This window comes from Lactobacillus sp. (genome assembly GCF_014803895.1).
In genome coordinates this window covers 25,890-44,903 of record NZ_JAAVAU010000032.1, presented here as the reverse complement: position 1 = coordinate 44,903, position 19,014 = coordinate 25,890, and the positions used below count along the sequence as shown (strand labels likewise).

Sequence of the window (19,014 nt, the reverse complement as noted above, 5' to 3'; positions counted from 1 at the left end):
ATGGGTCAAATTAAAGTTGAAAAAAATGTTGGTGGCATTGAAGGCTTAGCCGTTATTACCCCAACTGTTCATGGTGATGATCGTGGTTACTTCATGGAAACTTTTAATCAAAGAGACATGATGGATGCCGGTTTTAGCATTAACTTTGTTCAAGACAATCAATCAAGTTCTACTAAGGGTGTACTTCGTGGCCTTCACTTCCAAAAGCACTACCCACAAATCAAGTTAGTTCGTGCTGTTCGCGGTAGCGTATTCGATGTTGCTGTTGACCTTAGAACTGGTTCTAAGACTTATGGTAAGTGGTACGGTGTTGAATTAACTGAAGAAAATAAGAAGCAATTCTTGATTCCTCGTGGTTTTGCACATGGCTACTTGGTATTAAGTGATTTTGCTGAATTTGCTTACAAGGTAGACGACTTCTGGCACCCAAACGATGAAGGTGGTTTGGTTTGGAATGACCCTGAAATTGGTATTGAATGGCCACATGTTAAAGGCGAATACCCAGGTGATGGCTCTGCTGAAGGCTACAGCTTAGAAGACGGTACTAAGTTGAACATTCTTGAACGTGATCAAGAATGGAAAGGCTTAAAGGATACCTTTAAGTTTTAATTAGTGAGGTAGATTAATGAAAGTTTTTGTAACTGGAGTTAATGGTCAACTTGGTCATGACGTCATGAATGAACTTGCTAAACGTGGGTATGAAGGTGTTGGTTCTGATATTGCACCTGAATATGCTGGCGTAGCAGATGGTAGTTATGTAACTACAGCACCTTATGTAAGTTTGGATATTACCGATGCTGATGCAGTTGATAAGGTAATTACTGAAGTAAATCCTGATGTAATTATTCACTGTGCTGCTTGGACTGCTGTTGATATGGCAGAAGACGACGATAAAGTTGAAGCAGTTAAAAATGTGAACGTTGGTGGTACGCAAAATATTGCCAATGTTGCTAAAAAGCTTGATGTACCAATGGTGTATATTTCAACTGACTATGTTTTTGATGGTCAAGGTACTACTCCATGGGAACCTGATTTCAAAGGCTACAAGCCAATGAATGTCTATGGTGAAACTAAGCTTGGCGGTGAAGAAGCTGTTGCTAATACTCTTGATAAGTACTTCATTGTACGTATTGCTTGGGTATTTGGTGTAAATGGTTCTAACTTTATCAAGACTATGCTTAAGGTAGGTTCTAATCACGATGAAGTTAAGGTTGTTGATGACCAAATTGGTACGCCAACTTATACCTTTGACTTAGCACGTTTGCTTGTTGATATGATTGAAAGTGACAAGTATGGTTACTACCACGCAACTAATGCTGAATTACCTACTAGTGAAGGTAACCATGATGTTAATGGTACCAAGACTGGTTATATTTCTTGGTATGATTTCACTAAGGAAATTTATCGTCAAGCCGGTTATGACACTAAGGTAATGCCTGTAACGACTGAAGAATATGGTTTATCTAAGGCAGTTCGTCCATTCAATTCAAGATTGGACAAGAGTAAGCTTGAGAAAAATGGTTTTAAACCACTTCCAACTTGGCCAGATGCTATTAGTCGTTATTTAGAAATTTTGAAGAAGCAAGGTTTCTTTGATGACCTAAATAAGTAATTAAAAAACGAGGATTTATTTGAATCCTCGTTTTTAGTTTGTTATAGGAATAAAAATTAAAAATTGACTTTAGATATTTTAATTGTAAAATAGAGGGATGAAAAGTGGCGGTGGACTCTAAGTGAGGCCGTTGCGGAAAAACACTTCTGTTTGTAATAGAGGTGTTTTTTTGTGAAAAAATTTAAAACCATTGATTTAATACTTATAATCCAGATAGAGTTCTTTTGGCAGGACGTATTATTAGTGATTTATCTAGATTATCAATTTTCATTAATTACATCTGTTGTTTGGTGTCTAATTATAATAGAATAAAGTTAGATGTTGTGGATAGAGGAGAATATTATGAAAAAGTTTGTAAAAATTTTTGCAGCAGCTGGTTTATTTACTGGCTTAGCAGCAACTTTGAATACTAATGTTGTTAGTGCAGCTCCTAAGAGAGTCAAAGTTCAACAAAGCGTTAAGACTTATGACACTGAAGGAAATTTTATTAAAAATACTAAAAATATTAAGAGTGTAAAATATACTGGCTTTAGATTAATTAATGGTCAAAAAGCTTATCGTATAGGTAAAAATGCTTATGTTTTAGCAGGAGATTCTAAGGCTTGGGATAAGGAATATTTGTTCAAGGTAATGCCTAAAAATAATAGTAATGTTGTTGCTATTAAAGGAGATAAAAAATTAACTTTAACTAATAATAAAATCTATAAAGTTATTAAAGTTAAGATTAGTCAAAAAACTGGTAAGCAATTATACCAACTTGGTAATCACTATTGGGTAAAAGCTAGTCAAGTTAGTGTGGTTGGAGATAAATTTTAAAATGAGTGCGCTAAGGCGCACTTTTTTTGTGGAAAATTAATTATTTTGTTATTGTATTTTTTATATGATTCAGCAAAATAATATATAAAGTGGGTGATAAAATGGTGCGAAGCCGTCTTGAAAAATATGATAAAAAAAGAAGGAAAAATAAGCTCTTTACAATCACAATTGTTTTATTAGCGGCAGTTTTAGCAATAGGTGGAATCGTTATTGGGGTGCATCAAACTAGTTTAAGTCAGTCTAATGAAAGTAGCAGTATTAAAAGTGTAAACTCTTTAACAATGAAGGATGTTTCTGCTTTAGTTATCGTATATGCTCATCAGAATTATTCTACTAATAAGGATTGGAAATTTATTTATCAAACCGCCAATTCTCAAAAATTACGCGTTGAAAAATATAAAATTTATCAATTTGATGATTATGAGGCTCGTTCTGTTAAAGATCATCCCCTCTACGTAATGAAGAAACGAGCTATTTTTGCTATTTCGACTACTAAACCAGCCGCTAATTCTAAAATTACAATAGGTGATAGTCACAAACAATTAACTACAAAATCTTTAGCTGATATTTATCAAGCCGTCATCAGTAATAAAGCAGCGAAGAAAGAGTATGTGATGATTTTGGATAATATAGTTGTAGATAAAAATATTTCGGTTTCAGTGGTAGATAGGTAATAAATTATCGTTATAAAAGATATTTCTTGGGGAATATCTTTTTAATTTTTCTTACTGTACAGCTAAGTATGAATAACATAAAATAAAGATTATTGTTTATTTTAGGTGGTGCCGTTATTGAAGCAAAAATCAATGAGCATTAATGCTTTTTTGAATGGGATAAGAAGTATTTTAAATTTACTCTTTCCGTTGATTACTTTTCCATATGTTTCGCGCGTTTTACAAGTTCGTGGGATAGGTATTTATAATTTTTCTCAATCAATTAATAGTTATTTCTTATTAATTGCAGAATTAGGTGTTACGGCATATGCAGTGCGTGAAGGTGCCAAATATCGTGATGATCCTGAAAAGATGAGTAAATTTGGTAGTGAAGTTTTTACTATTAATATTATCTCTACTTTGATTGCTTATGTGCTGTTAGTATTCACCCTAATCTTCTTTTCTAATTTACATGCTTATATCACCTGTATTTTGGTTTTTAGTTTGCAGATGTTCTTTGTAACGATGGGGACAGAGTGGCTCTATACAATATATGAACAATATACTTTTATTACCATTAGAAGTATTATCTTTAATGCTATTTCAATAGTATTGCTTTTTGTTTTTGTTAAAAATAGAAATGACTATTTAAATTATGCTGCCATCACAGTTTTTGCAACAGCTGGTTCTAATATTATTAACTATTTTGCCGCTAAGAAAATTTGTCGAATTCATCTTACGCGTCATATTAATTGGAAGAGACATATTGGACCAATCATGATTATTTTTGCTTCGAATGTGGCCAACTTAATTTATGTTAATTCTGATGTTACCTTATTAGGCTTAATGAAAAATAATTATACTGTTGGTATTTATAGTGTGTCCGCCAAAGTTTATACAATGGTTAAATCATTGATTTCTTCAGTATTAATTGTCACTGTCCCACGTCTTTCGATGCTTTTTGGTAAGAAAAAATTTCAATCTTATCGTATTGTGTTGTCTAAAGTAACTAATACTTTAGTACTGGTTACTTTACCTGCGATGGTTGGTTTATTTATGATGAGTCGGAACGTCGTTTTAATTTTATCAGGCGCACAATATCTCCAAGCACAAAGTTCATTACAAATTTTAAGCTGTGCATATTTATTTTCTATTCTAGCCTGGATTATTACCTATTGTGTATTATTACCAGCTAAAAAAGAAAAATATATGTTAATAAGTATGTCTATTAGTGCTATTTTGAATATTATTTTAAACTTGCTTTTAATTCCACTTTGGTCAGAAAATGCAGCTGCTTTGGCAACGGTAATTGCTGAATTTAGTTTATTGGTAGTTAATTTTTATTACGCTAAAGATATTGTTGGCAAAATTTTTATTTCTAAAGAAGTAGGAAAAAATTTACTTGATGCAATCATTGGTAGTTTTGGAATTTGGGAAACTTGCTTTATTATTAGACACTTTTTCCCACATTTAATAGTTAATACTTTATTCTCAGTAATTTTGTCAGTAATTATTTACGGAGTAATCTTGTTAGTATTAGGCAATGAAGTTGCTTGGTCTTATATAAATCGCTATTTGAAGAAAAATTAAAAAGGAGAGTCAATTGACTCTCCTTGTTTGATTCTAAATTATTGAAATGTTGTAGTCTTCGGCGGGATTACTAACTGATGCCGCTTCTTCGTCTAGACTAGTGGCAGTAACGATACCAGTACCACTACCTTTTTTAACAATAGCAGAGCTATATGCCATATTAATCTGTTCATCGATAGAACTGTTTGCAGGAAGAATGGCATCTGCATCTTTTTTGATTGCATCCCTTTTAATGAAGTTGTCATTTTGAATGACTAAATTCTTCGTTTTCATTAAACGAATTTCAGCTGGAACAATGTCACCTTTATGTAAATGAACTAAATCACCGATGACTAATTGGTCAGCTGGAATTTTTTTAGTCTTACCATCGCGTGTTACCTTAATCATTGCAATCGTATTATTTACACGACGACCAAAAAGGCGGTTAACAAAGTTTTTAGCTTTAGTAGAAACTGCTAATTCATTAGGTCCATTTAAAGCTAAGCGTCGCTGAGCTTCCTGGGTAGTTAGACCGTTACTACTTGTACGTAAATTTTGTAAAATTCCGGCACTATCTTGAGTGTAGGCCGGAGGGCGTTTGTGAGTATCCATTATGGATATACCACTCCTTTCCAAAATATAAAAGTTTATAGTTAACAATAGGATACAGAAGATTGAAACCGTAGTCAATTATTTGTGTTATATGAATAATTAATTCAAATTGTTTAACGATTATCAGTTAGATTTGTATAATAAGAGTATAAATTATAATTTTTATTTTTTAGAAAGAAGTAAAGAAAATGAAGTTTATTTCTTGGAATGTAAATGGTTTTCGTTCATGCTTACGTCATGGTTTTTTAGATAGTTTTAAGGCCATGGATCCTGATATTTTTGGGATGCAAGATGTTAGACTGTCTCCTAATGAGGTAACAATTGATTTACCAGGATACTATCAATACTGGAACTATTCTCAAGAACACAGTTATGATGGTGCTGGCGTTTTTACTAAAGTTAAGCCGATGACAGTTGCTAATGGTATTGGTGTTCCTGAATTTGACCGTGAAGGAAGAACCATTACTTTAGAATTTCCCAACTTCTATTATATCAATACTTATGCACCATTTTCTGGTGAACAGTTACAACGCTTGGACTTTAGAGTAATGTGGGCTCAAGCATTTAGAAACTATGTCACTAAGTTGGCTAACAATAAACCAGTAATTATTGGTGGTGATATGAGTGTAGCTCGCCAAGATATTGACTTAGCTGAACCAGAGAAGAATAAACATCATGCTGGAGTTACTGGAGATGAAAGAAAAGAATTTTCTGAATTGTTGAACGCTGGTTTCATTGATACATTCAGAGAATTACATCCTCAAGAAACTGGAGCTTATACTTACTGGAGCAGTCGTGGGGATGAACGCGCCAAGAATATTGGCTGGAGATTAGACTACTTCTTGGTTTCTAATAGCCTTGAAAATAAAATTGAAAAGTCAGAAATTTTAACTGATGTTATGGGTTCTGATCATGCACCGATTGAACTTGTAGCAGATATTAAACCTGAATAAAAAGAAAAAAGTGACGGTTAGGTCACTTTTTTTGATGCTTAAAAACTTGAGTAAATGTTTCTGCAATTTGGCGGGGGCGGGTAATGGCTCCACCAACTACAATACCGGTGGGATGAAGATTAATGACCTGCTGGAGCTGTGCGGGAGTATGGATTTTACCTTCAGCAATTACATCTATATTGGCATCAACTAATGATTTAATTAGTTCAAAATCGGGAAGATCTGATTTTGAACTTTCTTCAGTGTAGCCTGAAAGAGTTGTTCCTACAAAGTCAGCTCCTGCAGCGTAAGCATTTTTAGCTTCTGCAAAGTTTGAGCAGTCTGCCATTAATAATTGGTCTGGATATTTAGTTTTTATTTCTTTAATAAATTCTGTGACAGTTTTTCCATCGTTACGTGGACGTAGTGTGGCGTCAATAGCAATAACTGCAACACCTGTGGAAACAAGTTCATCAACTTCTTTCATCGTTGGTGTAATATAAGGCTGTTGAGGAGGATAATTGCGTTTGATAATTCCAATTATTGGCAAATCAACAACTTCTTTAATTTGTTCAATGTCACGTACTGTATTAGCTCGAATGCCAACAGCACCAGCTTCTTGAGCTGCTTTAGCCATGAGAGGCATCACGCCACCTTTAGATGTATAAAGTGGTTCACCAGGTAAAGCTTGGCATGAGACAATTAGACCATTGTGGATATGATTAATAAATTCTTGTTTTTTCATCATGTTTTCTCCAAAATATATTTGAAGCTTTCCTTAAGTAATATATTAGGGACTTATTTGAATTAATGCAATCGTTTATGTTTACTCTACGTAATAAATAATTGGATAAAGATATTAAATAATCTAACTATTTTTGTAAGGGGGAAGATAATGAAAAAGCAAAATTCTTTCACAGTAGGGATGTGTACTTTGATTGGTCTAATTGTTGGGTTAATCATAAAGAATATTATGGTATGGACTTTTGTAGGGCTGGCAATAGGTTACATTATTACTTTTTGGATACCGTATTTTCAGCGGCAAAGGAAGAATAAAAAATAATTGACACTTTAGGCTTCATCCTTTAATATTAAAAACAAATAAAAAGAGACTTTGAACAGACCAAGTAACTAGTTATTTTCCATAGAGAGCTCTGGATGGTGGAAACAGAGTGAAATGATTATGTGAACACACATCTGTGAGTTATTTTCTTGAATCAAGTAGGGAAAATCGTGATGAGCACGTTACAGCTCAAAGGTTTAATTAAACTTATTGAGGCAACCTATGTGAGTAGGTTGTGAATTTGAGGTGGAACCGCGATTATTCGCCCTCTTAGACTTTGGTCTAGGAGGGTTTTTCTTTTTTATAAAATGCGGTAATTTAATTAAACTTGTTGAGGCAACTTATGTGAGTAGGTTGTGAATTTGGGGTGGAACCACGATTATTCGTCCTCTTAGGCTGTTGTCTAAGGGGACTTTTTATTTAGTAAGAAAGCAGGTAATGTAATGTCATTAAATTATATTGGAGAAATTCTTCCTTCACTACTGAGTGGACTATTAATGACTTTGAGAATATTTTTTGAAACTATAATTTTTTCTCTTCCCTTGGGAATTATTGTAGGGCTAGGTTTAACTTCTAAGTTAAAGATTATTTCTAAATTTTTATCATTTTATGTTTGGGTGATGCGAGGTACTCCCTTACTCCTACAATTAATTTTTGTGTTTTATGGTTTTCCAATTTTGGGAATTACTTTCCCACGCTTTGAGGCAGCTTTACTGGCTTTTGTGTTGAATTATGCAGCCTATTTTGCAGAAATTTTTCGCGGTGGTATCCAAGCAATTGATCCAGGTCAGTATGAAGCAGCTAAAGTATTGCAATTAACACATTTTCAAACTTTAAGAAAAATCATTATTCCCCAGGTAATAAAAATTGTTTTACCGTCCATTGGTAATGAAGTGATCAACTTATTTAAAGATTCATCATTGGTATATGTAATTGGACTTGGTGACTTGCTTCGTGCAGGAAATGTGGCAATGTCGAGGGATGTAACTTTAGTACCATTAATTTTAGTCGCAATTATTTATTTAGCATTGATTGGAATTTGTACGATTATTTTGAAAAAGATTGAAGAGCATTTTTCTTACTATAGATAGGCGGTACAGCAAATGTTAGAAGCAAAAAATTTAGGTAAAAGTTTTAATGGTAGAAAAATTTTAGATGATATTAATTTTAAGTTACATGATGGAGAAATTTTAACTGTTGTAGGGCCATCAGGTGCTGGTAAGACGACGCTTTTACGAATTGTTGCAGGTTTAGAGACTAAAGATAAAGGTCAATTAATATTAGATGGTAAAGAATATGATCCTACAGTTGAGCAAAAGATCGGGGTAGTTTTCCAGGATTATAACTTATTTCCTAATCTTAGTGTTTTAGAAAATATTACTTTAGCACCGAAGATGGTATTAAAGCAGACTAAAGATGAAGCTGAAAAAAACGCCCGTAAATTATTAGCAGATTTGGATATGATTGGAAGAGAAAATCAGTATCCATTTCAACTTTCTGGTGGTCAAAAGCAGCGTGTTGCAATTGCTCGGGCATTGGCAATGAAGCCAGAAATTTTATGTTATGATGAGCCAACTTCTGCTCTAGATCCAAGTACGCGTAATCAAGTTACTCAAATGATTTTGGATTTAAAAAAGGCTGGATATACTCAATTTATCATTACTCACGACATGGATTTTGCTAAAAAAGTTTCAGATCAGGTACTACGTGTTGAGCCGTTAAGCGAGGCATAATTATGAAGAAATTAAGTGCACTTATATTGTTATTGGCGATTTTCCTTACCAGTAGTGGTTGTCAAAATTTGCAAAAAAAAGCTAATACTCAAGATACTTGGTCCCAAATTGAAAAGAAAAAGACGGTTGTAATTGGACTAGATGATTCATTTGTCCCAATGGGATTTGAGACAAAGTCGGGTAAATTAGTAGGTTATGACATTGATTTGGCTAAAGCAGTTTTTAAATTATATGGTATTAAAGTAGATTTTCAAACAATTGATTGGTCAATGAAGGAAACAGAGTTAAGAAATGGAACAATTGATTTAATTTGGAATGGGTATAGTGAAACTCCTGAACGTGCTAAGAAAGTGGCGTTCTCTAACCCTTATTTAAAAAATCGCCAAGTATTAGTGGTAAAGAAAAGTAGCGGGATTAAGAATTTTGCAGGGATGAAGAATAAAGAATTAGGCTTGCAGACAGGATCAACAGCAGAGACTTGGTATGAAAGTAATCAAAAGATTTTAAAAGCTAAGTCCACGGTTTTATATGATACGATTCCAAATGAATTTTTGGACCTAAATGCGGGTCGGATTCAGGGAATCTTGTTAGATGAAGTTTATGCTAATTACTATATTCCTAAGCAAAAGAACAGCTCTGCTTATCGCATAATTCAAAATAATAAAGTTCCCGCAGATTATTTTGTTGTTGGAATGAGAAAGGGCGATAAAACTTTAAGAAAGAAAATTAATGAGGCTTTTGTTAAGTTAAAGAAAAATGGTGAACTAGCAAGAATTAATAAAAAATGGTTTGGGAAGACTAATGTGGAATAGTAGAATAAGAATTGGAAATTAGTTTAGATGTAGGAAGAAAAGATGGATAAAAGAATAAAAACAACTCTTGTTAGCTTCATTAGTATCTTTATTTTATTTGCGGGAATTGCTGGATACTATGTGATTAATACGGTTAATGATATTGTTAATCATAAACAATGGTGGTATGACTTATTGGTTATTGGGATTGTTTTATGGGAAGTTGCCTATAGTAGTATGCATATTTGGCGAATCAATCAAGGAGAAGATAAATAATGGGTGGCAAAGAAAAAGCTCTTGTCAGTTGGTTAATTGTTGCTGGTATTTGTGCGTTATTAGCGGGGCTATATGTTAACTTAAGTGTTGCACATTACCAAACTAAGGTTAGTTGGACTAAAGATGCAATAATTGCCGCTGGTTGGGCAATTATTGCAATTATTAGTGGTTGGCAGATTTATAGGATTAGTTATAAAAACTATGTCAAAATTAAGCAAAAGTAAAAAGCAATGAGCTAAGCTCATTGCTTGGGTTAAGCAGCATCTTTTTGTGAAGAAGTGCTGCTTTTTTCTTTATATAGTTTTTGGACAGCTTCCACGTCACGGGGCTGGATAGTGTAGTAAGAGCCCTGTGGATACATAACAGAGATACCGTGGTTATGTTCTAAACCAATTGCGTGTCCTAACTCATGTTCTGCAGTATTAACGATTCTCTCATTGTTATAGCCATATTCGGGATTAAGTAAGTAGTATTCATTTAAACGGACAGTTGCTTTCAATAAGTAACCCGTGACAGAATTATATGAAGTACTGGTCAATCCCGCGGCATCGGTGGAACTATCATTCATAGTCTTAATAATAATTTGAGCATTTTTTGAGGAATCTACCATCTTGAATGTGAAGGCTCCTGTATTATTCCAAACATTCATTGCATCAATGGCAGCTTGGCGCAATTTTTCGTCTGTGATAGCCACATAAACGTTAGCCCTAGGTTTAGAAAAACGATGGGAACTTTTATTTTTAGTAGTTGCTTCTTGATCTACTTGGATAATTTTTTTATTTTTGATTAGACTTTGAACTTGCATGGTTAGATAAGGAATGGGATTTTCAGTGCCAAAATACTTTTCTAACCAGGAACCTGATTTTTGATAGGCAATATTTAATCCAAAAGCAATTAGTGCCAGGATGATAATATTGCGAAGGAATCTTTTCACGTCATCATCTCATTTTCTATTTTGATTAAAGTAAATTATAAACCGCTAAGCATGTCTTTAGTTGGATTCTGCTCTATCTATACTAAATCTTATGAATTTTAAAAAACGCTTACAATATGATACAATTGTATGCAATAATTTTTAGTAAAACCGAAGTAAGGTGATAAATTTGGTTAAAGAATCTCAAGAACAATTAGAACAAAAACATTTAGATAAAATTATGGGACTTATTAAAAAGAAAGAAAAAGCTCTTGATAAGTCAATTGATAGTGCTCAAAATGAAGCTCAAAATATAAATGCTCACTTTTTTGATGATGTAAAGTTGGATTATGATGGCTATTCTACTTCAATGGACACTGCTCTTTCTATTCATCAACAGCAACAAATGTTGCAAGAACGACAGAATGCTTGGCAACATGATACTAAGCAACTATCAACTTTACAACGCTTAGAAAAGAAGCCATATTTTGCCCGGGTAGATTTCAAAGAACAGGGTGAAGATAAGCCAGAAACAATTTATATTGGTTTAGGCTCTTTTGCAGATAGTGACGATCATTTTTTGATTTACGATTGGCGAGCACCTATCTCATCTATTTATTATGATGGAAAACTAGGTAAGGTAACATATAATGCTCCTGATGGTGAGCAAACTGTAGATATGACTAAAAAACGTCAATTTTTAATTGAGAACGGCAAGATCATTAATATGTTTGATACGAACGAACAAATTGGTGACCAAATGCTCTTGAATGTCTTAAATGAAAAATCATCGACGCAAATGAAGTCAATTGTGACTACTATTCAACGAGAACAAAATAAGATTATTAGAAATACTGATGCTGATCTATTATTTGTTCAAGGTGCTGCTGGTTCCGGTAAGACAAGTGCTATTATGCAGAGAGTGGCTTATCTGTTATATCGCTATCGTGGTAATTTAAATTCTAGCCAAGTGATTATGTTTAGCCCTAATCAATTATTCAATGATTATGTCAAAAATGTTCTGCCTGAAATGGGTGAACAAAACATGGTACAAATGACTTATTGGCAGTTTGTATCTCGTCGTGTACCAGGAATGAATGTTGAGACACTCTTTGAACAATTTGAAGATGATCGTGAAGATAAAAAAATTATCAGACTAAAGGATTCATTGTCTTTCTTCAATGCTGTAACGCGTTATGCTAAGCACTTGGAAAAGAAGGGGATGCTGTTTAAAAATATTTACTTTAGAAGCAAGGATAAACCATTCTATAGTAAAGAAAAAATTAAGGATATTTACTATAGTTTTAATGAAAATTATCATTTGAGAAATCGAATTGAAGCTACTAAAGAAGCATTACTAAATAGCTTAAATCATCGAGTTGAACCTGAAACTAAGAAGGCTTGGGTAAGCAAAACAATTGAATCACTTGATCAAGAGGAACTTAACAAATTATATGATCATCCTGACCAAGAATTTGAATCAAGTGCTAAAGAAGAGCATTTTTTAGCAAGAAAAATTGTTATCAAACACTTAAAGAGCGTTAGCCGTAAGATTCGCCAAAATCGTTTCTTGAATATTAGAGGACAATATTTGGCATTCTTACGTGCTGTTCCTAAATTGATTGATCTTTCTAAATGGGATATTAGCCAAGAGCAATGGGACGAACATGTAGAACGTGTCAAACAACGTTTTCTTGATCGTAAGATTAAAATGGCAGATATTTCTGCTTATCTGTATCTGTATGACTTAGTAACTGGCCGTCGAACAGATTATGAAATGCGCTATGCTTTTATTGATGAAATCCAGGATTATACACCATTTCAGCTAGCTTATTTGAAGTATAATTTCCCCCGTGCTAAGTTCACAATGTTAGGAGATTTAAATCAAGCTATTTTTACTAAAGATGAGAGTAAGACTTTATTAGGACAAATCTCTAAGTTATTTGATCCTAAAAAGACAGATGTTGTCCAATTAACTAGGTCGTATCGGTCTACAAAGGAGATAACCGAATTTACTAAACAAATTTTGCGCCAAGGTGAAAAGATTGAAGCATTTGATCGCCATGGTCCCATGCCTACTTTTTATAAACGTGATAATCTTGAAAAAGCTTATCGTGCTTTAGAAGATATTTTGGTAGAAAATGATAAGCAAAATTTAACTACAGCAATTATTACTAAAACTTTAGCTGAAGCTCAAGAAGTTGCAAAAGTTCTTAAAGAAAGAAAAATCAAATCCACTTTAATTGGTAGTGCAAATCAGCGTCTTATTCCTGGAACACTGATAATGCCATCATATTTAGCCAAGGGCCTAGAATTTGATGCTGTTGTAGCTTGGGAAGTATCTAATCATAATTATCATTATGAAGATGAAACTCAGCTACTTTATACGATTGCATCCCGTGCAATGTATAAATTAGATTTAATTTATACTGGCGAAAAGAGTAACTTGCTAGACGATCTTAATGAAAAAACATATATGAATAAATAAAAAATCAGCTGGAATACCAGCTGATTTTTTATTTCCTAGGAAATAACTTTTTGAATTAGTGGGGTAAGCTGTTGGGTTAAAAAAATAATTCCTTCATTATTTAAATGAATGCCATCATCTTCTAAAAATTTATTGGGAGTAGAAGTAGATTCCATTACCTTTGCAAGATTTAAAAATGGGAGATAGTTATGCATGGCACATTCTTCAGCAACTAATTGAAATTGAAGGGTGCGTGGCCAGGAGTGGTCTTCGGCAATTTTCCAATTAGTATATGAGGGACCCATTAAAATAACTTTATCTCTACCTATTTTATCAACTAATTTATCTAAATTTGCAGCATAATGCCCTGGAGATAAACCTAATCGAACACTACAATCATTAGTTCCTAGTCCCAAGACAACCGCCTCATAGTTACTCTCTGTTACTCGTAAAGATAAAAAATCTAACCCCTCTTCCGTAGTAGCGCCAGGAATTGACTGATTCAGGATCCTATAATTAGGAAAGTTAGTTTGAAGAGCATCTGTAACTAAGTTAGTAGGATGTCCATTTTGAAATCCAGCTAAAATGGAATCACCATATAAAATTATGTTTTGCATATTATCATCATTTCTTTCTATTAATAATTATGTTAGTCTGAATGGGGGAAAAATACTAGTAAAGCGTTTTTAGGAAAGAAGGCGACCGGATTTGCAAAATCGGTTTGTACACTTAACAGCTAAAAAGTGGGGTGATTTAATACCTCCAAGTAATGAATGGCAATTTATTATTAAGATTCTCAGTATGAAAGAAGAGAATTTAAAACAAGCACAAAAAATGCAAGAAGATTTTTTGAAGCAAACTTGGTTAGCCTCACCGCTTATTATTAGTGTAGCGGGTTCAGTTTCTGTTGGAAAGTCAACTTTTGCAGAAGAATTGAGACATAAGTTGGTTGAATATAATTCTACTAGAAAAATTCAAGTAGTTTCAGCAGATAGCTTTATAATGTCAAATAGTGAATTAAAAGCTAAAAATTTAATGGATGAGAAGGGTTTTCCATCATCTTTTGATTGGGAGAGTATGGCGAACTTTTTGGCGGCCGTGAAAAGTAGTACAAGAAATATACCTTACCGCGTCTATTCTCATGAATTGTCTGATCTTTCTGACAAAATAGAGTATATTGATCAGCCTGATATTTTAATTATTGAGGGAATCAATATGCTTCAAAAAGCCCCGGGTAATAATTTATCGCCTAATGATTTTGTGGATTTTAGTATTTATTTAGATGCTAGTCGAGAAAATTTAGAAAATTGGTACTTGGAACGTTTTCACCAAATGATGAAATTAAATAAAGATAATCCAGGTAATTTTTTCTATCAGTGGGCACATAAGCCACTTACTGAGGCAGATAACTTTGCTCATGAAGTTTGGCGGACAGTAAATTTAAAAAATTTAAACGAGTATATTGCTCCCACTAAAGAAAGAGCTGATATGATTTTAAGAAAAAATTATGATCACTCAGTTAGTGATATTTATTTACGTAAAATTTAAAGGAGGAAAATAGGATGACCCAAGCAATTGAATTAAAAAAAGGTATGATTTTTAGCCAAGATGGCAAGTTAATCGAAGTATTAAAGAGTAACCACCATAAACCTGGTAAAGGGAATACTGTGATGCAAATGGATTTACGTGATGTTATCTCTGGTGCTGTTGTTCATAAGACGATGCGTCCTACAGAAAAGGTAGAATTAGTGGAAGTTTCTTTGATTAAGTCACAGTATTTATACGATGATGAAACTAACTATATCTTCATGGATACTAATACTTATGAACAATATATGATTCCTAAGGAACACTTGGAAGCAGAATCTAAGTACTTAATGCCTAACATTGATGTTGACTTGAAGTTCACCGATGATGGTAAATTGATTGGTATTAACTTGCCATCTACTGTAACAATGAAAGTTGTAGAAACTCAACCTGAAATTAAAGGTGCAACTGCCGCTGGTGGTGGTAAGCCTGCAACAATGGAAACAGGTTTAGTTGTTACTGTGCCTGACTTTATTAAAGAAGGCGAAGAGTTAGTCATTGGTACTGAAAATGGTGACTACAAGGCTCGTGCTGATAAGTTCTAAAAGTAAAAAGAAGACCTTTTTAAAGGTCTTCTTTTTGTGTATGGAAATTATCATTTTCACTTTGAGATTTTTGGTTAGCCAATAAGTCGCGAATTTCACGTAAGTAAACTTCTTCTTGGCTTGGAGCTTCTTCTTCTGGCTCCTCTGTTTTTTTAGGCATTAATTTATTTACCATTTTCATCAATAAGAATACGATGAAGGCAATGATTAAGAAGTTGATAATGGCATTGATGAATTTACCATATTTAAAAGTAGCATCGCCCACTTTTAAAACTAAGTTAGACAAATCAATTCTTCCAATGAAAAGTCCAAGTAAAGGATTAATCAAGTTAGTAACTAAAGAATTGACGATTGCAGTAAAAGCGGCACCAATGATCACACCAACTGCTAAGTCCATAACATCGCCACGAGAAATAAATTCTTTAAACTCTTTCAGCATAGCTTGTTCCTCTTTCATAAAAATATTCTATTAAAATTAAAGTTTGTATAGAGAATTATAAAGAATTATTAAAGAAAAATCAAATTTAAAGCCTAAATTTTTTATTTTTGCTTGCGGCCCCGGTCTAATAGGTACTCAATAATTTGTAGATTTTGTCAATCCCTTGTTTTAAAAAAATTAACCACTATACTAGATATCGATGTGTTTTGATAAAAAATGCGGATAAGGCACAATATCTAGTATGTATCAAATACAGGTATTGTGAACCTATTAGTATAAAAGGAGAGAATAGTAATGCAAGAATCTGCATCACTCAATGGTTCAAAGTCTACCAAAAAAGACAATTATTTCGTTTGGCTGTTTAAACAACTTCATGGATGGCCAATTCAAAATTATATGTTATGGTTTTTTGCTTTTGGTTTCCAATTAGCAATCTTAATTCAAAATAAAATTACTTTTTTAACAGTAATTACTTTTATTGGTACATTATTAGGCACACTCTGTGTCCTTGCAATTAACGCTACTAAGGCAATTAATGGTTGGTTAGGCTTGATCTCGGCAGCTTGTTTTATCTATACAGGTTTAGCAGCTAAAAATTATCTTTCTATTTTTGAACAAATTGCGTATGTTTTAACTTTAGACTTACCAATTATTATCTCTGTAAAATCTTGGAATGACGATACTAAGAATCATTTGCGTAAATTTGGTGTAAAGCAATGGATTATAGCGATTGTAGGAACTTTGATTGTGTATGCAGTTTCTGGTTACTTAATTGGTAAGTTTACTAATGATCCTCGTCCGTGGATTGATGCAATTAGTTTTGCGATTTCATTAACTGCTGGGATTATGTGCTTTATGCGTTATAATAACCAATACTTCTGGTGGTTAGCATCTGGTATTTTTCAACTTATTTTGTGGGGAATTACATTTGCACAAGGTGACGCAACTTTAGCTATGGCAGTTAATTCAATGATTTATGTAATTAATGATATTTTAGCTTTTACTGTTTCTCCATGGTTCAATTTAGGAAGAAAACGTGCAGGCTTAAAGCAAATTAGCGAATAGTTTATTATGAGAAGAAGTTGGAACAAGTAGTTTCAACTTCTTTTTTGGACTTGGTAGAATAATAAGTGAGGTGAAATTTTTGAAAAATAATTGGCTTGAAAGAAACAGTAAAAATATAGATTATATTAGGCTAAATGCAGGTTTAATGACAGTTGATGAGATTAACAGTTTTTTAAATAGTACTAGTGTCCTTTCATTTGTGGATCAAGAGAAAAAATTGCGTTACTATAAGCAACCATTAAACTTAAATTATAGCCCAGATGAAATTGGTCAAGAATTAGGAACATATCTAGAAGATAGTGATGAAGCTAAAAAGATAAACCGTATTTTTGATAAATTAAAAGATGGCGAAAAGGTTATTTATGAAAGTAATAGTGGTAACACTAAAACACATTTTATAATTGATTCATATTATCGAATGGAAGATAAAAGTAAAGATTTTTCAGGGATGGCAATAGAAAGTCAGGATATTTACCCATTAATTAAATTTTACCTTGAAAAAACAGGTCAAAAATTGGTAGATGATCCCAATAATCCTCGAAATATTCTAGAAACTGATGCAGATACGGGGGCATCAGAGGAATGGACTTAGACTGCGGTGGCAGTCTTTTTTTGTTAGTATAACTTTGATAATATTAAATTATAATTAAAATAGGAGAGCTAGCTATGACTAATTATGATAGTAAATATATTCAACAAAAATTTATTGAATATTGTAAAGTAAATACTCGTTCAAACGAAAATAGTAGTACTATCCCAACTACTCCGGGTCAAGTAGAGTTACTTAATCTTATTGCCCAAGAAATAAAAGATTTGGGATTAAAAGATATTTCTTATTCTGATAAGGATAGCTATCTAGTTGGTAAATTGGCTACTAACACTGATAAGAGGGTTACTCCAATTGGTTTTGTAGCACATGTTGATACGGCTGATTTTAATGCGGTAAATGTTCAACCGCAAGTTCATGAAAGTTACGATGGTGAAGATATTGAACTAGGACATGGCTTGACTTTATCTAGCAAAGAATTTCCAAGTTTAAAGAAGCATCTAGGAGAAACATTAATTACTGCAAGTGGTGATACTTTATTAGGGGCTGATGATAAAGCCGGTATTGCAGGATTATTAGGGATGCTCAAATATTTAGTTGAAAATACTAATATTAAACATGGTGATATTTGGGTTGCTTTTGGGCCCGATGAAGAAATTGGTAAAGGAGCTGCACGCTTTGACGTTAGTCGTTTTCCAGTAGAATTTGCCTATACTTTGGATAATGGAGATATTGGCGATATTGCCTATGAGACGTTTAATGCCGCTGCCGCGAAAATTGATTTTCAGGGGACAGTTGTCCATCCAGGAGAAGCTTATGGCTTAATGGTCAATGCAACTCTAATGGCGAGTGAATTTATCAATGCCCTACCTGTGGAAGAAGTTCCAGAAAATAGTAAAGATTTTGATAGTTATTTTATGATTCTTTCTAACAATGGGAATGTTGACCATGCCCAAATTGAATTAATTATTCGTGACTTTGATACTGATAGTTTTTTGGCTAAGAAAAAATTAGTCAACGAAATAGTTACCAATTTAAACCAAAAGTATGGTGCAAATCGCGTAAAGATTAAGATGTACGACCAATATCGTAGTCCTGGTGATTTGATCAAGCAACATCCTTACGTAGTTAATCTAGTCTTACATGCTTATCAGAATTTAGGAATCAAACCCAAGATTATTCCATTTCGTGGTGGGACTGATGGCGATTTTATTTCTGAAAAAGGCATCCCAACTCCTAATTTATTTAATGGGGGTGCTAATTTCCATGGTCCTTATGAGTATGTGACAACTGAAAGCATGACCCAGCTTGCTAAAACATTAGTTGAAATTGCTAAAACTCATCTTGAGATGGACACTCAGCGAGATGAGACTACTTTAAAAAGAAAGTACTAA

23 protein-coding genes and 1 other annotated feature are annotated in these 19,014 nt (G+C 33.3%); of the genes, 18 read left to right on the top strand and 5 right to left on the bottom strand.

From position 1 onward, the window contains the following. From rfbC to HDR40_RS09230, 5 genes are all read left to right on the top strand, one after another. Complete coding sequence (rfbC, locus tag HDR40_RS09250; RefSeq protein WP_290628452.1) at window positions 1-609, top strand: dTDP-4-dehydrorhamnose 3,5-epimerase; 609 nt, start codon at window positions 1-3, stop codon at window positions 607-609. 16 nt (window positions 610-625) lie between these two features. Then, complete coding sequence (gene rfbD / locus HDR40_RS09245; RefSeq protein ID WP_290628451.1) at window positions 626-1,612, top strand: dTDP-4-dehydrorhamnose reductase; 987 nt, start codon at window positions 626-628, stop codon at window positions 1,610-1,612. Window positions 1,613-1,954: 342 nt separating this feature from the next. Next, window positions 1,955-2,428, top strand: a complete 474-nt coding sequence (locus tag HDR40_RS09240) for an SLAP domain-containing protein (RefSeq protein WP_290628449.1) — start codon at window positions 1,955-1,957, stop codon at window positions 2,426-2,428. 101 nt (window positions 2,429-2,529) lie between these two features. Then, window positions 2,530-3,102: a hypothetical protein gene (locus tag HDR40_RS09235; RefSeq protein ID WP_290628447.1), complete on the top strand. Its 573-nt coding sequence runs from the start codon at window positions 2,530-2,532 to the stop codon at window positions 3,100-3,102. A gap of 117 nt (window positions 3,103-3,219) precedes the next feature. Beyond that, complete coding sequence (locus tag HDR40_RS09230; protein WP_290628446.1) at window positions 3,220-4,671, top strand: flippase; 1,452 nt, start codon at window positions 3,220-3,222, stop codon at window positions 4,669-4,671. A 33-nt stretch (window positions 4,672-4,704) separates the two neighbouring features. Here the strand turns inward: HDR40_RS09230 and HDR40_RS09225 are convergent, their stop codons facing one another. Continuing rightward, entirely contained in the window at window positions 4,705-5,262 is a 558-nt protein-coding gene (locus HDR40_RS09225) for a cation-transporting P-type ATPase (RefSeq protein ID WP_290628444.1), read from the bottom strand. A gap of 188 nt (window positions 5,263-5,450) precedes the next feature. On the opposite strand from HDR40_RS09225, the gene HDR40_RS09220 reads away from it, so the two are divergent. Then, window positions 5,451-6,215 carry an exodeoxyribonuclease III gene (locus HDR40_RS09220; RefSeq protein ID WP_290628442.1) on the top strand — a complete coding sequence of 255 codons (765 nt, stop codon included), beginning with the start codon at window positions 5,451-5,453 and terminating at the stop codon, window positions 6,213-6,215. 22 nt (window positions 6,216-6,237) lie between these two features. Here the strand turns inward: HDR40_RS09220 and HDR40_RS09215 are convergent, their stop codons facing one another. After that, window positions 6,238-6,939: an N-acetylmannosamine-6-phosphate 2-epimerase gene (locus HDR40_RS09215; RefSeq protein WP_290628511.1), complete on the bottom strand. Its 702-nt coding sequence runs from the start codon at window positions 6,937-6,939 to the stop codon at window positions 6,238-6,240. 150 nt (window positions 6,940-7,089) lie between these two features. On the opposite strand from HDR40_RS09215, the gene HDR40_RS09210 reads away from it, so the two are divergent. From HDR40_RS09210 to HDR40_RS09185, 6 genes are all read left to right on the top strand, one after another. After that, complete coding sequence (locus HDR40_RS09210; protein WP_290628440.1) at window positions 7,090-7,257, top strand: hypothetical protein; 168 nt, start codon at window positions 7,090-7,092, stop codon at window positions 7,255-7,257. Window positions 7,258-7,299: 42 nt separating this feature from the next. Next, window positions 7,300-7,530, top strand: a binding site (T-box leader). 170 nt (window positions 7,531-7,700) lie between these two features. Further along, entirely contained in the window at window positions 7,701-8,348 is a 648-nt protein-coding gene (locus tag HDR40_RS09205; protein WP_290628438.1) for an amino acid ABC transporter permease, read from the top strand. Window positions 8,349-8,360: 12 nt separating this feature from the next. Then, entirely contained in the window at window positions 8,361-8,990 is a 630-nt protein-coding gene (locus HDR40_RS09200; protein ID WP_290628435.1) for an amino acid ABC transporter ATP-binding protein, read from the top strand. Window positions 8,991-8,992: 2 nt separating this feature from the next. Further along, window positions 8,993-9,802: an amino acid ABC transporter substrate-binding protein gene (locus HDR40_RS09195; RefSeq protein ID WP_290628433.1), complete on the top strand. Its 810-nt coding sequence runs from the start codon at window positions 8,993-8,995 to the stop codon at window positions 9,800-9,802. 42 nt (window positions 9,803-9,844) lie between these two features. Beyond that, window positions 9,845-10,057, top strand: coding sequence for a hypothetical protein (locus HDR40_RS09190; protein WP_290628431.1), 213 nt, complete (start codon window positions 9,845-9,847; stop codon window positions 10,055-10,057). Then, window positions 10,057-10,281, top strand: coding sequence for a hypothetical protein (locus HDR40_RS09185; protein ID WP_290628430.1), 225 nt, complete (start codon window positions 10,057-10,059; stop codon window positions 10,279-10,281). Before HDR40_RS09190 ends, HDR40_RS09185 begins: the two co-directional genes overlap by 1 nt. A 29-nt stretch (window positions 10,282-10,310) precedes the next feature. Here HDR40_RS09185 and HDR40_RS09180 read toward each other — a convergent pair whose 3' ends face one another. Then, the gene (locus HDR40_RS09180; protein WP_290628429.1) at window positions 10,311-10,991 is read right to left on the bottom strand and encodes a matrixin family metalloprotease; all 681 of its coding nucleotides are present in this window, start codon (window positions 10,989-10,991) and stop codon (window positions 10,311-10,313) included. A 169-nt stretch (window positions 10,992-11,160) separates the two neighbouring features. Here HDR40_RS09180 and helD point away from each other — a divergent pair, with 169 nt between their 5' ends. Continuing rightward, on the top strand, window positions 11,161-13,458 hold the full coding sequence (gene helD / locus HDR40_RS09175; RefSeq protein ID WP_290628427.1) for an RNA polymerase recycling motor HelD: 2,298 nt from the start codon (window positions 11,161-11,163) through the stop codon (window positions 13,456-13,458). A gap of 35 nt (window positions 13,459-13,493) precedes the next feature. Here the strand turns inward: helD and HDR40_RS09170 are convergent, their stop codons facing one another. After that, a complete protein-coding gene (locus HDR40_RS09170; protein WP_290628425.1) occupies window positions 13,494-14,054 on the bottom strand; it encodes an SGNH/GDSL hydrolase family protein in 561 nt (186 codons plus the stop codon). Window positions 14,055-14,145: 91 nt separating this feature from the next. Between HDR40_RS09170 and coaA the strand changes: the two genes are divergently transcribed. Together coaA and efp are read left to right on the top strand one after the other, a co-directional pair. Next, a complete protein-coding gene (gene coaA / locus HDR40_RS09165) occupies window positions 14,146-14,985 on the top strand; it encodes a type I pantothenate kinase (RefSeq protein ID WP_290628423.1) in 840 nt (279 codons plus the stop codon). Window positions 14,986-14,999: 14 nt separating this feature from the next. Beyond that, the gene (gene efp, locus HDR40_RS09160) at window positions 15,000-15,569 is read left to right on the top strand and encodes an elongation factor P (protein ID WP_290628421.1); all 570 of its coding nucleotides are present in this window, start codon (window positions 15,000-15,002) and stop codon (window positions 15,567-15,569) included. A 19-nt stretch (window positions 15,570-15,588) separates the two neighbouring features. Here the strand turns inward: efp and mscL are convergent, their stop codons facing one another. After that, a complete protein-coding gene (mscL, locus tag HDR40_RS09155; protein WP_290628419.1) occupies window positions 15,589-16,008 on the bottom strand; it encodes a large-conductance mechanosensitive channel protein MscL in 420 nt (139 codons plus the stop codon). 294 nt (window positions 16,009-16,302) lie between these two features. Here mscL and pnuC point away from each other — a divergent pair, with 294 nt between their 5' ends. The 3 genes from pnuC to pepT all read left to right on the top strand — a co-directional run bounded on the left by pnuC (window position 16,303) and on the right by pepT (window position 19,014). Beyond that, entirely contained in the window at window positions 16,303-17,073 is a 771-nt protein-coding gene (gene pnuC, locus HDR40_RS09150) for a nicotinamide riboside transporter PnuC (protein WP_290628417.1), read from the top strand. Window positions 17,074-17,152: 79 nt separating this feature from the next. After that, a complete protein-coding gene (locus HDR40_RS09145) occupies window positions 17,153-17,665 on the top strand; it encodes a PAS domain-containing protein (RefSeq protein WP_290628415.1) in 513 nt (170 codons plus the stop codon). A 74-nt stretch (window positions 17,666-17,739) separates the two neighbouring features. Then, complete coding sequence (pepT, locus tag HDR40_RS09140; protein WP_290628413.1) at window positions 17,740-19,014, top strand: peptidase T; 1,275 nt, start codon at window positions 17,740-17,742, stop codon at window positions 19,012-19,014.